Source organism: Halovulum sp. GXIMD14794 (assembly GCF_054457455.1).
This window is the reverse complement of the sequence record NZ_JBTLNF010000002.1, coordinates 273,776-287,384: the sequence shown is the minus strand read 5'-3', so window position 1 is coordinate 287,384 and position 13,609 is coordinate 273,776. Positions and strand designations below refer to the sequence as shown.

Below are 13,609 nucleotides of genomic sequence, written 5' to 3'. Positions count from 1 at the left end.
ACAAAAACCGTTGTAACGATTGCGCCCTATCCATAACATTCCCCGAGTTCAGGGGCTGGGCTGTGGACAACAGGCCGGGGGGAAACGTAAAGCGGCAAGGGGGCCGCGAATTCTCTCGGCACGATAACTTGAGGAACGGTGTTTTGAAGAAAACCCTGACGACAGCGTCTCTCGTCGCGCTACTCGCCGCAGGCCCGCTGCTGGCCCAGGACGGCGATGTGCAGACCAAGCAGTACGACACCGGCGGGGTCTACACGGGTGAATTCAAGGACGGCAAGCAGCACGGCCAGGGCCGTTACACGCTGCCGAATGGCTATGAATACGAGGGCGAGTGGGTCGAGGGCCGGATCGAAGGCCAAGGATCGGCGAAATTCCCCAACGGGTCTGTCTACACCGGCCAGTTCGTGAACGGCTCGCCCGAGGGCGAAGGCCAGATCGTGTTCTCGGACGGCGGCACCTACGAGGGCCAGTGGGCCGGCGGAAAGATCAACGGCACCGGCATCGCGGTCTACGCCAACGGCGTGCAGTACGAGGGCGAGTTCAAGGACGCGGTCCACCATGGCCAAGGCGTGATGACCTCGCCCAACGGCTACCGCTACGAAGGCGGCTGGGTGAACGGCGTCAAGGACGGCTCGGGCACGATCAACTACCCGGACGGCGCGACCTACGAGGGTGACATCGCCCAGGGCGTCCGCGAGGGTCAGGGTACGCTGAAAATGCCCGACGGGCTGACCTACACCGGCGAGTGGAAGGGTGGCCAGATCAACGGCACCGGCGAGTTGGTTCAGGCCAATGGCGACAAATACGTCGGCCAGCTTCAGAACGGCCAGCGACATGGCGAGGGCGTGGCAACCTATGCCTCCGGCGACGTCTACGAGGGTGCATTCCAGAACGACCAGCGCCACGGTCAGGGCACGTTCACCGGGACCGACGGCTACAAATACGTGGGCCAGTGGGTCGAGGGGCGGATCGAGGGTGAGGGCGAGGTTACCTACCCCGACGGCTCGGTCTATGTGGGCGAGTTCCTCAACGACGTGGCGCATGGCACCGGCAAGATCACCTATGCCGACGGCTCTTCCTACGAGGGTCAGTGGGCGAACGGTGTGATCGAGGGCAAGGGCATCGCCCGCTACGAGAACGGCCTCGTCTACGAGGGTGAGTTCCGCAACGCGCGGAACCACGGCTTCGGCACGATGACCTACGAGGACGGATTCACCTACACCGGCCAGTGGAAGGACGGGTTGCGCGACGGAACCGGAACCGCGACCTATGCGGACGGCACTGTCTACGAGGGCCAGTTTGTCGCCGGGCAGCGCGAGGGCGGCGGCAAGATCACGATGACCGACGGCTTCACCTACGAAGGTGGCTGGAAGGGCGGCGAGATCGATGGCGAGGGCGTCGCGACCTATCCCAACGGCGACCGCTACGAGGGTTTCTTCGCGAAAGGCCAGCGGCAGGGCCGGGGCAAGATGATCTACGCCAGCGGCGAGGAATACGACGGCTACTGGGCGCGGGGCGAGCAGGCCACGCAGGCCGAGGCCGAAGCTGCTGCTGCCGAAGACACTGCCGGGAACTGATCCCGCTTTCGGGAGAATATCGGGATGCGAAAGGCCCCCTGCGCGGGGCCTTTTTCACGCGCGGCCCAGAGCAGTTTGCAGCGTGAAATCCGATGATTTCATCGTGAAAACCCCCTTAAGACCCTGAAATATATAGCGTTCCAATTGTGAAAACTTCGTAAACGGCATTGAACGGCCGCCATCCCGGCCGGCGCAAACATCGGCAAGTGGGCCCCCGCTGCGCGCCGCGATCCGAGGTATCCGCTCCGCCGCCGCACCGCCACCTGCAACCTCACCGCAACCCGAATCCCGCAATAGGATCCGGGTTGCACGCGGAGACGGCAGTGGCGTCAGCCTGCCTGCGTCGGATCGAACTGGTCGGCCGCGAACACGGTGTGGATGACGTGGCCGTCGAACATCTCGAACAGCTTCTTCGAGGTTTCCTTGCTCTCCCACCGGGTGGGCGAGGCAAGCGCCTCTTCGATGTCGGCGCGCGACGCGAATTTCATCGCCATCGTCAACGGGAACGGGCTGTCGGGGTCGTCGCTTTCGACCTCTCGCAGCACGCGCAACTCAAGCAGCTTCGGAAACGCGGACCAGAGCGGCACGAGGTTTTCCTGCCAATGGGCGTGAAAGGCCTCCTCCATCCCTGGCTTGATCTTGCCTTTGAAAAACGCACAGCGAATGAACATGACAGCCTCTTCTGATTGCCCGGAGAACAGAGCACACAGGGCGCTCTCGGTATTATCACTAGCTCTGCGACAGGTTTCTGCAAAGCGAAATACCGTTTAGTCTCGCACGCTTGAGCACCGCGACGCCGGACGTCTACCCAACGAGAGACATCCCTCGATGCCCGCGATCTATGACACCATCGGCTTGAACTACGCCGATCTGCGCCGCCCTGATCCGCGTATCGCGGCGCGGATCGCGCAGGCGCTGGGAGAGGCGCGGACTGTCCTGAACGTGGGCGCCGGGGCCGGCTCCTACGAACCGCCGGGGCGCGAGGTCACCGCGCTGGAGCCCTCGGCCGAGATGATCCGGCAGCGCCGGGCTCCGGCGGCGCACATCGTGCAGGGCGTGGCCGAGGTCCTGCCCTTCGCCGACGGCAGTTTCGACGCCGCGATGGCAGTTCTGACCGTGCATCACTGGACCGATAAGCGCCGGGGCCTCTCGGAGCTGGCGCGGGTCTCCCGCGGGCCGGTGGCGATCCTGACCTACGACCCCGGCTTCCGGGGCTTCTGGCTGGCGGACTACCTGCCCGAACTGGTGACACTGGACGAGGGACAGATGCCGCCGCTGGACCTCTACGCCGAGGTGCTGGGCCCGGTCGAGATCGCGCCGGTGCCGGTGCCCCATGACTGCGCCGACGGGTTCCTGGCGGCCTACTGGCAGCGGCCGGCGGCCTATCTGGACCCGAAGGTGCGCGCGGCGATGTCGTCGTTCTGGGCGCTGGGGGACGTCTCGGCGGCATTGGAGCGGCTGCGCGCAGACGTCGAGAGCGGTGCTTGGGCTGCGCGTTACGGAGACTTGTTGAACAGAGACGAACTCGACTGCGGCTACCGGCTGGTCACGAGGCGCTGACGGCCTCGTAGGCCGCCTGAAGGCGCTCACGGACCATGGGGCCGTCGCGGCGGCGGGGCGTGCCGAGATGCTCGTGGCGCAGGTCGTCCATGAAGTCCCGCCAGAGCTCGGGGCCACCCTGTTCCAGCAGTTCGGCGCGGATCGCAAGCTCCTGCGAGACCGGCAGGAACTGCCGCCCCCAGGCGCCGAGCGCGGCCATGACGGGGACGAGCGCGATGGATTTTTCGGTCAGGCTGAGAATCTGGCGCTGCTTGTGCGAGGGATCCGGGGTGCGCGTCAGCATGCCTTCGGCTTCGAGCCTGTTCAGCCGTGCGGCAAGGATGTTGGTCGCGATCCCCTCGAGCGAGTGCGCCTTCAGTGCGCCGAAGCTGCGCTGCCCGCCGAAGATCATGTCGCGCAGGATCACAAGCGACCAGCGGTCGCCGAGCACCTCGACGGCGAGGTTTATCGGGCAGGTCGAACGAGAGTCCACGGGCACCTCCGGCAAACCAGTTGCAAGTTAAAAGTGGTTGAGGCAGGGTTCAACCAGTTGCAGGTCGCAAGTGGACTCATTTGGGGGGCAATTCCATTTTGGGGGGCAGTTCCATGCGCAAGCTCGTCATTTCCATGTTCCAGAGCGTCGACGGGTTCATCGAAGGCCCCGGCGGGCAGTTCATCGCGCCGGAATGGTCACCGGATCTCGATGACTGGACCACGACCCTCACGGAGCGGTTCGACCTGATGATCTTCGGCTCGATCGCCTTCCGCTATATGGCCGCCTACTGGCCCGAAGCGGAAGCTGCACCCGAAACGCCGGAGCCTCAGCGTAACGTCGCGCGATTCATGAACGGCACACGGAAGATCGTGTTCTCGCGCAACTACGCGCTGGCCGAGACCTGGACGAACAGCGAGGCGGCGCAGGGCGAGCCCGATGCGGTGCTGGCTGCCGAAAGGAAGAAGGACGGCAAGGACATCGTGCTGTTCGCGGGCGCCCGCATGGCGCAGTCGGCGATGCGGACCGGGCTGGTGGACGAATGGTCGATCCTGACGATCCCGGCGCTCTTCGGCGGGGGCACGCGGCTGTTCCAGGACCACGGCGGGCCGGTCGACCTGAGGCTGGCCGAGAACCGCACCATGGACACCGGCGCGATACTCGCGCGCTATGTCCGCGCCTGAGACTATGCGCGCCCGGCGCGAGATGCTATGCGCCTCGGGATAGCTCCCGGGGTTCCCCATGCATTTCATGCTCTATGCCTTCGCCGCCGTCCTGCTGGGCGCGCTCGTCGCGATGCAGCCGCTGATCAACGCCGTGCTGGCGGCCGCCGTGGGCAGTCCGGCCGTCGCGACGACCATCTCCATCTTCGTGGCCTTCCTGGGGGCGCTGATGCTGCTTGCCGTCATGGGCACCGGAGCGGGGCTCAGCCGGGCGGCGCTGGCGAGCGTGCCGTGGTGGGCCTACCTCGCCGGGTTCATCGGAACGCTCTTCGTGGGCGGGGCGATCGTCATCGCACCGGTCACCGGGGCGCTGGTGTTCTTCGTGTGCATCGTCGCGGGCCAGTTGGTCGGCGCAACTCTGGCCGATCATTTCGGCGCCTTCGGGCTGGAGAACCGGCCCGTCTCGGCGCTGCGGATCGCCGGGCTGGCGCTGGTACTGATCGGCGCGGTGATGGTTCAGAAAGGCTGAGGCCTCGCGTCACAGTTGTCGCATGGTCACCTGTGACGTACCCTTCCCGAAGGGGATTTTGGGGGAAGGTCACATGAAAAAGCTCGTCGCCGCCTGTACTGCCCTGCTCGCCGTTTCCGGTGCTGACGCCCATGCCGCCGACGCCGATCTCGCACAGCAGTTGTCGAACCCGGTCGCGGACCTGATCAGCGTGCCGTTCCAGCTGAACTACGACCAGGACATCGGGCCGAACGACGACACCGACCGCTGGACGCTGAACATCCAGCCTGTCATTCCGATCTCGATCAACGAGAACTGGAATTTGATCTCGCGGACCATCGTTCCGGTGATCGGAACCAACGGCCCGGGCACCGATGCGTTCGGCGTTGGCGACATCGTGCAGAGCGCGTTCTTCTCGCCCAAGGAGCCCACCGCTGGCGGCTGGATCTGGGGCGCGGGGCCGGTGTTCCTGATCCCGTCGGGCGATGACGACTTCTCGGCCAAGACCTTCGGCATCGGCCCGACAGCGGTGGCGCTGAAGGTGCAGGGGCCATGGACCTATGGCGGGCTGGCGAACCACATCTGGTCTGTCGGCGGTCAAGACATCAGCAATACTTTCCTGCAGCCGTTCGTCGCCTACACCACCCCGAGTGCCTACACGTTCTCGCTGAACAGCGAGTCGACCTATGACTGGGAGAACGACCAGTGGTCGGTCCCGATCAACGCGATCGCCAGCAAGGTCCTGACCATCGGCAAGCAGCCCGTCAGCGTCGGCATCGGCGCACGCTACTGGGCCGAGTCGGCTCCGGGCGGGCCGGAGGGCCTGGGTGCGCGCCTCCTGTTCACGATGATCTTCCCGAAGGGCTAGACGCGCTTCCCCGCGTCGAGGCGGTCCAGAATCGCTTTCGCGCTTTCCAGCGTCTCTCTCTTCGTGTCATCCTTCATCCGCTCCCAGGTCCGGTACATCTGACCCATACGGGGGTTGCCTGAAAGCTTGTCCCGGTTGCGGTGCAGGAAATCCCAGTAGAGCGGGTTGAACGGGCAGGCCCCCTCTCCTCGTTTCGTCGAGACGGAATAGGCGCAGTCGCCGCAATAGTCGGACATGCGGTCGATATAGGCGCCCGACGCGGCATAGGGCTTCGAGCCCAGAAGCCCGCCGTCGGCGAACTGGCTCATGCCGATCACGTTGGGCGCCTCGACCCATTCATAGGCGTCGGCGTAAACCTCGAGATACCATTCGTGGACCTGATGCGGATCGATCCCCGCCAGCAGCGCGAAGGTGCCGGTGATCATCAGGCGCTGGATGTGGTGGGCATAGGCGTGTTCCATCGTCTGCGCGACAGCAGCGCGGACGCAGGCCATGTCGGTGGCCTCGGGGTCGTAGTAGAATACGGGGAGGTCGCGGCTGGCGTTCAGTTGGTTGCGCGCCGTGTAGTCCGGTCCCTCACGGTCGTAGATGCCGCGCACGTATTCGCGCCAGCCGAGGATCTGTCGGATGTAGCCCTCGACGGCGTTGAGCGGCGCGTTGCCCTGCCGGTACTGCTCTTCGGCTTGCCGACACAGGTCGAGCGGGTCCAGAAGACCGGCGTTCAGGTAGACCGACAGGATCGAGTGATAGAGGAACGGCTCGCCGCGCAGCATCGCGTCCTGGTAGTCGCCGAAACGTGGCAGGGCCTCTTTCATGAACTTGGTCGCCGCGCGCTTCGCCGCCGTCGCATCGGTGGCGAACCAGAACGGGCGCAGGTCGCCGGGGTTGTCGGGGAATTCGCGCTCGACGAGGTCCAGCACCTCGTCGGTGATCTCGTCCGGCGTGTGCCGCATTGGCTCCGGCATGAAGAGGTCGGCCTTCGCGGGCTTGCGGTTGTCCTTGTCGTAGTTCCATTGCCCGCCTTCGGGATCGTCACCGTCCATCAACAGGCCGGTGCGGCGGCGCATCTCGCGGTAGAAATACTCCATCCGCAGGGACTTGCGGCCCTCGGCCCAGTCGTCGAAGGCCCCTTGCGGGGTGATGAACCGGTCATCTGGCAGCGTCTTGACCGTCACCGGGCAGTTTTCCAGCGCGTCGCGCAGACGCCACTCGCCGCAGAGGGTGGTCAGAACGTGATCGGCGTCATGCTCTTTCGCGCGGCGCATCAGTTCGGCACAGATCGAGCGGCCTGTCTCGGGATCGTCAAAGCGCGAATAGGCGACGGCCCAGCCGTCCTGCCGCAGGGTTTCCGCGAAATGGCGCATGGCGGCGAAGGTGAAGGCGATCTTCTTCTTGTGGTGGCGAACGTAGGTCGCCTCGTCGCGGACCTCGGCCATGACCACGACGTCGCGCTCGGGGTCGCCCTCGCACAGGGCCGAGAGCGTGGGCGTCAGCTGGTCGCCCAGCACGAGGATCAGGCGCGTCACCAGGGGATTTCCTTGAAGGCGTAGTCGAAGAAGCCGCCGGTGTGCTGCGGTCGCAGGGCGTGGAGCACGCGGAGCAGGTTGGCGGCGGCCACATCGGGCGGGGTCGCCTTTTCCCCCACGTATTTGTGGGTCAGTGGGGTCTGCACGGTGCCCGGGTGCAGGGCAACGACGATGCTTTCCTTGTTGCGGCGCGTCATCTCGATAGACGCGGTGCGCACGATCTGGTTCAGCGCCGCCTTGGAGGCGCGGTAGCTGATCCAGCCGCCCAGCCGATTGTCCCCGATGGAGCCGACCCGGGCCGAGAGCGTGGCGAAGACCGCCCTGCCCTCCCGGCTTAGTTTCGGGCCGAAATGCTTGAGCAACAGCGCCGGGCCGATGGCATTGAGCGCGAACTGGGCGGCCATCGCCTGCGGGTCGATCTGGGAGAGCGCCTTTTCCGGCCCGTGACCGTCGATCTCGAGCGCGCCAGTGGCGTCGAAGATCAAGTCAAACGGGCCGTCAATCCGCTCGGCCGCGGTGGCGATGCTGGCCTCGTCGGCCAGGTCGAGCCCGTCGGCGGAGCGGCTGAGCGTCGTCAGTTGCGCCGTTCCAAGGGCCTTGGCCAGGGCACGGCCGATACCGCCCGAGGCACCGATCAGAAGCACGCGTATGTCCGGTCTCAATTCCATGAGCAGCAAAGATGGCGCGACCCATTGCCGTTTCCAGCGCGGCTGCTAGCGTGCCGCACCGGAGGACCCATGCGACCGATCATCTACCACATTCCCGTCTGCCCGTTCTCGCAACGGATCGAGATCCTGCTGGAACTCAAGGGACTGCGCGACGCGGTCGAATTTCATGTCGTCGACATCACGAGGCCCCGGCCGGACTGGCTGGTCGCGAAAACCAACGGCTCGGTGCCGCTGCCGGTGCTGGAGACCGAGGACGGCCGAATCCTGCGCGAGAGCCTGGTGATCCTGCGCTATGTCGAGGAACGCTTCGGCGGGACGTCGGTCGCCCGCGAAGATGCCTTCGAACGCGGCGTGGAGCGGCTGATGATCGCCCGCGAGGCAGCCTTCGTGACCACGGGCTACACGATGGTGATGAACCGGGACCGTGCGCGCACCGCGGGGTTCCGTGAAGAGATGCTCGGCCACTACCGCTGGCTGAACGATTTCCTCGAACAGCGGAACCCCGGCGGGCTGTGGCTGTTCGACCGGTTCGGGCTGGCCGAGGTCGTGTTCACGCCGCTGATGATGCGGTTCTGGTTCCTCGACTATTACGAGGATTTCGCGCTGCCCGAGGGGCCGGAGTATGACCGCGTGAGGCGCTGGCGTGAGGCCTGCCTGGCCCACCCGGCGGCGCAGCAGGTGACCCCGGAGCGGATCGTGAAGCTGTACTACGACTATGCCGTGGGCGCCGGGAACGGGGCACTGCCCGAGGGGCGGACGGTGTCCAGTTTCACCTTCGATCCGGACTGGCCCGCGCGCCCGATGCCGCCCAAGGACAAGTACGACAGGATCGCCAGCGACGCGGAACTGGGGCTGGTGTAAGGGGCCGGACGGAACCGGCCCCGACGGCTCATTCGGCGAACGCCTTCCGCAGCATGCCCATGTGCAGGTCCCACCCCTCGTCGAGATGGCCCAGCAGCGGCAGATGCTCGGCGTGTTCGGGCACGACACCGCTATGGGTCATGGTCAGCCGCGTGCCCCCGGCGACAGCGGCGAGGTCCCAGGCGACGGTGGTTTCGCGGCCTTCGAGCGGCTCGACGATGAAGGTCGTGACCAGCCGCGCGGGCGGATCCCATTCCAGCACCTTGCCCCAGACGACCCGCTTGCCGGTCTTTTTCGAGGTCAGCGCGTAGGGCGCGCCCGGAGCCAGATCGGCCTCGGCCGGGTTGTACCATTTTCCCAGGTGCGCCTTCAGCGTCAGGTAGTCCCAGACTGTGCCGGGATCGGCCTTGATAAAGATCGTCTTGACGAGGTCGGCGGTCTGCATGGTGTCCACGAGTGTATCAGGCATTTCCGTTTCCTTTCTCGATTTCCGCTTTCAGGCGGCCCAGCCGGGCGGTCCAGAAAGCGTCGATGTCAGCCAGCCAGCCGGTGACGGCGGCGAGGCCGGGCTGGTGGAGGCGCGTCACCCGTTCGCGGCCGCGCGGTTCCACCCGGATCAGGTTCCCCTCTTCGAGGATGGCGAGGTGCTTGCGGACCGCAGGGCGCGTCATGTCGAAATTCTCGGCCACCGCGCCGATGGTCAGGTCCTGTTGCGCCAGCAGCGCGACGATGGACCGGCGGGTCGGGTCGGCCAGCGCGCGGAAGGCGGCATCCGCTGTCTGGTGCATTCGGACTCCTTTCGACTCACATGAAACCATTTGGCTTCATTTTATATGAAACCGATAGGTATCATGTCAAGGGCGTGCCATTCGGGCTTTCCCTTCGTGATGCCTGCCGCTATGATCCGCGCCATGACGCAGATCACCGCCATCCAGGCTTCTGCCCTTCTTCTCCTTAGCCGCCTCTGAGCGTGCCGGGATAACGGCGCGCGCGCTCAGAGGAGTATCGCCCGCGCCGGACACATCATCCCGAACTCAAGGCTGAAGGACCAAACATCATGGCACAGAACCCCGAACAGGACCGCGTCCTGATCTTCGACACCACGCTGCGTGACGGCGAGCAGTCCCCCGGCGCGACGATGACGCTGGAAGAGAAGCTGGAAATCGCCCGCATGCTGGACGAGATGGGCGTCGACATCATCGAGGCCGGTTTCCCCATCGCATCCGAGGGCGATTTCGAGGCGGTCAGCAAGATCGCCCAGCAGACCGAGAACGCGGTGATCTGCGGGTTGGCGCGCGCCAACCCCAAGGACATCGACCGCGCCTGGGAGGCCGTGCAGCACGCCAAGCGCCCGCGCATCCACACGTTCATCGGCACCTCGCCCACGCACCGCGAGATCACCCAGCTGGACATGGACCAGATGGCCGAGCGGATCCACGACACCGTCAGCCACGCGCGGAACCTGTGCGAGAACATCCAGTGGTCGCCGATGGACGCAACCCGGACCGAGCCCGACTACCTGCTGCGGGTCTGCGAAATCGCCATCGCCGCCGGGGCCACGACGATCAACATTCCCGACACCGTGGGCTATACCGCCCCGCGCGAAAGCGCCGACATCATCCGGATGCTGCGCGAGAAGGTGCCCGGCGCGCATGACGTGATCTGGGCGACGCACTGCCACAACGATCTGGGCATGGCGACGGCGAACAGCCTGGCTGCGGTCGAGGCCGGCGCGCGGCAGATCGAGTGCACGATCAACGGCCTGGGCGAGCGCGCGGGCAACACCGCGCTGGAAGAGGTCGTCATGGCCCTGCGCGTGCGCAACGACATCATGCCCTACCGGACCGGGATCGACACCCGCAAGATCATGCAGATCAGCCGCCGGGTCGCGGCCGTCTCGGGCTTCCAGGTGCAGTACAACAAGGCCATCGTCGGCAAGAACGCGTTTGCGCATGAAAGCGGCATCCACCAGGACGGGATGCTGAAGAACGCCGAGACCTTCGAGATCATGCGCCCCGAGGATGTCGGCCTGACCGAGACCAACCTGGTCATGGGCAAGCACTCGGGTCGGGCGGCGCTGCGTGCCAAGCTAAGCGACCTGGGCTTCGAGCTGGGCGACAACCAGCTGAAGGACGTCTTCGTGCGGTTCAAGGCGCTGGCCGACCGCAAGAAGGAGGTCTACGACGACGACCTGATCGCGCTGATGGCCGACAGCACCAGCGCCGGGGAGGGCCTGGTGAAGGTCAAGTTCCTGCGCGTGATCTGCGGCACCGAGGCGCCGCAGTCCGCCGACCTGACCCTGACCATCGACGGCGAGGACCGGCAGATCACCACCCAGGGCGACGGGCCGATCGACGCGGTCTTCAACGCGATCCGCGCGCTGGTTCCGCACGAGGCGACGCTGGCGCTCTATCAGGTGCATGCAGTGACCGAAGGCACCGACGCGCAGGCGACGGTGTCGGTGCGGCTGGAGGATGACGGCCGGATCTCGTCGGCGCAGGCGTCGGATACGGACACGGTCGTGGCCTCGGCCAAGGCCTATGTCGGCGCGCTGAACCGGCTGATCGTCAAGCACAAGCGCACGACCGAGGCGACGCTCTACTCGGCCTGAGGATCTGCGCCGCGCCCGGGCATCGGGCGCGGCGCTGTTCATCCACTTGTCGTTCTACACTTGATTTCTTCAAGGTTTTTGGCGGCTAGGTGACCTTGTGCCGGTAGAACTTGGCCTGTTGCGGGCGGCGGCGCCGTGATCTGACCGTTCGCCCCGTTCATGCGCCGGATGCCTCCGGCGGGGATATTTGGGGAACATGGAAGACCGGGCCTCAGCCCCAGGGCGTGCCGTCGGCGCGGTAGCCGGCTTCACCTAGCAGCGCGACATCGTCTGTGGCGCGAAGGTGGACGACCAGTTCGTCCCAGTTGGCGACCCGCTCGTGCAGGCGGCCCGAGGTCTGCCGGTAGAAGCTGCTGGACAGCTGCTCGGGCGTCGCGCTCGAGCCGAGAAATTTCAGCAGGCGGGCCATGACCTCGGGGTTGCCGACCTCTTCGTAGCGGATGTCGAAGACCGGTTTGCCCGGGACCTCGCGCAGCGCGCGCGCGTGCTTGCGGAACCGGTGCAGCACGCCGCGCACCTTGCGCAGTTCGTCGGGTCCGACGGTGACTTGTACCCGGTCGCGGGGTGCGTCCGGGTCACGCTGGACGAATTTCTCGGTCGCCTGCGCCGTGAGCAGCGAGACGCAGATCTCGAGGAAGGCGCGGGACAGGATCACCACCGGGCGGGCGGGGTCGTTGAGATGCGCCTCGAGGAAGGGTTTGTCCTGAAGGTGCTGAGGAAACAACTTGAAGCCGACCGCCTGCCCCGGATGCCGGGCGGAGAGGCGGGCCAGCAGGTCGGGTCCAAGCGCGTCGCGGCCCTCCGTGTCCTTCGGTCGCAGGCCGAATTCCTCGCGCACCTCGGGCGGCAACTCGACCCAGCGCGGTTTGTAGATCTCGGAATAGCAGACCAGATCGGGCGCGGAATCGAGCAGGCTGACGAGGTTGTAGGAGCCGGTTCGAGGGGTGGCGAAGACGATGAAATCGCTGGACATCGGCGGTTGCGGCTTTCCGGTTCGGATCTGTGCAGCCGACGGGGTAGCCGCCGCGGGGCCGCGCTGTCCAGCCCAATCCTTGTGCAGCCAGCGGCGAAACCCGCAAGATTCCGCCCAATCCTTGCGTCACCCGGCCCATCCGCCCTTTACCTTTCGGGTACCAGCGGCGTATACCGACGCTGCTGTGCGCGGCGGACGTGGCCGAGCGGACGTATTGGGCGCACGGCCAAGCGCAGGCAAATCACGGAAAGCGTACTGGATGTTTGGGGCACTTTCGGGGCTGTTCTCGGCCGACATGGCGATTGACCTCGGCACGGCGAATACCCTGGTCTACGTCAAGGGCAAGGGGATCGTGCTGAACGAACCCTCGGTCGTCGCCTATCAGATCAAGAACGGCAACAAGCAGGTTTTGGCCGTCGGCGAGGACGCGAAACTCATGCTGGGGCGCACCCCCGGCTCGATCCAGGCGATCCGGCCGATGCGCGATGGCGTCATCGCCGATTTCGACGTCGCCGAGGAAATGATCAAGCACTTCATCCGCAAGGTGCACAAGGGCGGGTCCTGGGCGAAGCCCAAGGTCATCGTCTGCGTGCCTCACGGCGCGACGCCGGTGGAGAAGCGGGCGATCCGCGAATCGGTACTGTCGGCGGGCGCGCGCAAGGCGGGCCTGATTGCCGAGCCCATTGCGGCGGCCATAGGCGCCGGTATGCCGATCACCGATCCGACCGGCAACATGGTCGTGGACATCGGCGGCGGCACCACCGAGGTCGCCGTGCTGTCGCTGGCCGACATCGTCTATGCACGCTCCGTCCGCGTCGGCGGCGACCGCATGGACGAGGCGATCATCAGTTATCTGCGCCGGCAGCATAACCTGCTGGTCGGCGACGCCACCGCCGAGCGGATCAAGACCTCGATCGGATCGGCGCGGATGCCGGACGACGGCCGCGGCGCCTCGATGGAGATCCGGGGCCGCGACCTTCTGAACGGTGTCCCGAAAGAGACCGAGGTCACCCAGGCGCAGGTCGCCGAGGCGGTGGCCGAACCGGTGCAGCAAATCTGCGAGGCGGTGATGACCGCGTTGGAATCGACCCCGCCGGACCTGGCCGCCGACATCGTCGACCGCGGCGTGATGCTGACCGGCGGCGGCGCGCTGCTGGGCGATCTGGACCTGGCGCTGCGTGAGCAGACCGGGCTGGCGATCTCGATCGCGGACGAGACGATGAACTGCGTGGCGCTGGGAACCGGCAAGAGCCTGGAATACGAACAGCAGCTCGCGCATGTGATAGACTTCGGCAACTGACGGAGTCGCGGGCCGGATCAACC

Annotated in this window: 15 protein-coding genes; 8 read left to right on the top strand and 7 right to left on the bottom strand. The window is 65.9% G+C overall.

The window, feature by feature from the left end:
• Positions 1 to 143: 143 nt before the first annotated feature.
• Positions 144 to 1,577: an MORN repeat-containing protein gene (locus tag ACW9UR_RS02120; RefSeq protein ID WP_458915248.1), complete on the top strand. Its 1,434-nt coding sequence runs from the start codon at positions 144 to 146 to the stop codon at positions 1,575 to 1,577.
• A gap of 329 nt (positions 1,578 to 1,906) precedes the next feature.
• Here the strand turns inward: ACW9UR_RS02120 and ACW9UR_RS02115 are convergent, their stop codons facing one another.
• Complete coding sequence (locus tag ACW9UR_RS02115; protein ID WP_458915247.1) at positions 1,907 to 2,248, bottom strand: EthD family reductase; 342 nt, start codon at positions 2,246 to 2,248, stop codon at positions 1,907 to 1,909.
• 157 nt (positions 2,249 to 2,405) lie between these two features.
• Here ACW9UR_RS02115 and ACW9UR_RS02110 point away from each other — a divergent pair, with 157 nt between their 5' ends.
• Positions 2,406 to 3,137 (top strand): class I SAM-dependent methyltransferase, encoded by a 732-nt coding sequence (locus ACW9UR_RS02110; RefSeq protein WP_458915246.1) that lies wholly within the window; start codon positions 2,406 to 2,408, stop codon positions 3,135 to 3,137.
• Here the strand turns inward: ACW9UR_RS02110 and ACW9UR_RS02105 are convergent.
• A complete protein-coding gene (locus tag ACW9UR_RS02105) occupies positions 3,124 to 3,609 on the bottom strand; it encodes a winged helix-turn-helix transcriptional regulator (RefSeq protein ID WP_458915245.1) in 486 nt (161 codons plus the stop codon). The two genes, ACW9UR_RS02110 and ACW9UR_RS02105, sit on opposite strands and share 14 nt — an antisense overlap.
• A gap of 113 nt (positions 3,610 to 3,722) precedes the next feature.
• Here ACW9UR_RS02105 and ACW9UR_RS02100 point away from each other — a divergent pair, with 113 nt between their 5' ends.
• The 3 genes from ACW9UR_RS02100 to ACW9UR_RS02090 all read left to right on the top strand — a co-directional run bounded on the left by ACW9UR_RS02100 (position 3,723) and on the right by ACW9UR_RS02090 (position 5,647).
• A complete protein-coding gene (locus ACW9UR_RS02100; RefSeq protein ID WP_458915244.1) occupies positions 3,723 to 4,292 on the top strand; it encodes a dihydrofolate reductase family protein in 570 nt (189 codons plus the stop codon).
• A gap of 58 nt (positions 4,293 to 4,350) precedes the next feature.
• Complete coding sequence (locus ACW9UR_RS02095) at positions 4,351 to 4,800, top strand: DMT family transporter (RefSeq protein ID WP_458915243.1); 450 nt, start codon at positions 4,351 to 4,353, stop codon at positions 4,798 to 4,800.
• Between the two features lie 73 nt (positions 4,801 to 4,873).
• Complete coding sequence (locus ACW9UR_RS02090; protein ID WP_458915242.1) at positions 4,874 to 5,647, top strand: transporter; 774 nt, start codon at positions 4,874 to 4,876, stop codon at positions 5,645 to 5,647.
• Here ACW9UR_RS02090 and ACW9UR_RS02085 read toward each other — a convergent pair.
• On the bottom strand, positions 5,644 to 7,176 hold the full coding sequence (locus ACW9UR_RS02085; protein WP_458915294.1) for a cryptochrome/photolyase family protein: 1,533 nt from the start codon (positions 7,174 to 7,176) through the stop codon (positions 5,644 to 5,646). The two genes, ACW9UR_RS02090 and ACW9UR_RS02085, sit on opposite strands and share 4 nt — an antisense overlap.
• Positions 7,170 to 7,817, bottom strand: a complete 648-nt coding sequence (locus ACW9UR_RS02080; RefSeq protein ID WP_458915241.1) for an SDR family NAD(P)-dependent oxidoreductase — start codon at positions 7,815 to 7,817, stop codon at positions 7,170 to 7,172. The genes ACW9UR_RS02085 and ACW9UR_RS02080 overlap by 7 nt, the downstream gene beginning before the upstream one ends.
• 93 nt (positions 7,818 to 7,910) lie before the next feature.
• Here ACW9UR_RS02080 and ACW9UR_RS02075 point away from each other — a divergent pair, with 93 nt between their 5' ends.
• On the top strand, positions 7,911 to 8,702 hold the full coding sequence (locus ACW9UR_RS02075) for a glutathione S-transferase family protein (protein WP_458915240.1): 792 nt from the start codon (positions 7,911 to 7,913) through the stop codon (positions 8,700 to 8,702).
• 28 nt (positions 8,703 to 8,730) lie between these two features.
• Here the strand turns inward: ACW9UR_RS02075 and ACW9UR_RS02070 are convergent, their stop codons facing one another.
• Together ACW9UR_RS02070 and ACW9UR_RS02065 are read right to left on the bottom strand one after the other, a co-directional pair.
• Positions 8,731 to 9,171: an SRPBCC family protein gene (locus ACW9UR_RS02070; RefSeq protein ID WP_458915239.1), complete on the bottom strand. Its 441-nt coding sequence runs from the start codon at positions 9,169 to 9,171 to the stop codon at positions 8,731 to 8,733.
• The gene (locus ACW9UR_RS02065; protein ID WP_458915238.1) at positions 9,164 to 9,490 is read right to left on the bottom strand and encodes an ArsR/SmtB family transcription factor; all 327 of its coding nucleotides are present in this window, start codon (positions 9,488 to 9,490) and stop codon (positions 9,164 to 9,166) included. Before ACW9UR_RS02065 ends, ACW9UR_RS02070 begins: the two co-directional genes overlap by 8 nt.
• Positions 9,491 to 9,759: 269 nt before the next feature.
• Here ACW9UR_RS02065 and ACW9UR_RS02060 point away from each other — a divergent pair, with 269 nt between their 5' ends.
• Positions 9,760 to 11,313, top strand: coding sequence for a 2-isopropylmalate synthase (locus ACW9UR_RS02060; RefSeq protein WP_458915237.1), 1,554 nt, complete (start codon positions 9,760 to 9,762; stop codon positions 11,311 to 11,313).
• A 211-nt stretch (positions 11,314 to 11,524) separates the two neighbouring features.
• Here ACW9UR_RS02060 and ACW9UR_RS02055 read toward each other — a convergent pair whose 3' ends face one another.
• Positions 11,525 to 12,286, bottom strand: a complete 762-nt coding sequence (locus ACW9UR_RS02055) for a hypothetical protein (RefSeq protein WP_458915236.1) — start codon at positions 12,284 to 12,286, stop codon at positions 11,525 to 11,527.
• 259 nt (positions 12,287 to 12,545) lie between these two features.
• On the opposite strand from ACW9UR_RS02055, the gene ACW9UR_RS02050 reads away from it, so the two are divergent.
• Positions 12,546 to 13,586, top strand: coding sequence for a rod shape-determining protein (locus ACW9UR_RS02050; RefSeq protein ID WP_458915235.1), 1,041 nt, complete (start codon positions 12,546 to 12,548; stop codon positions 13,584 to 13,586).
• Positions 13,587 to 13,609: the final 23 nt, after the last annotated feature.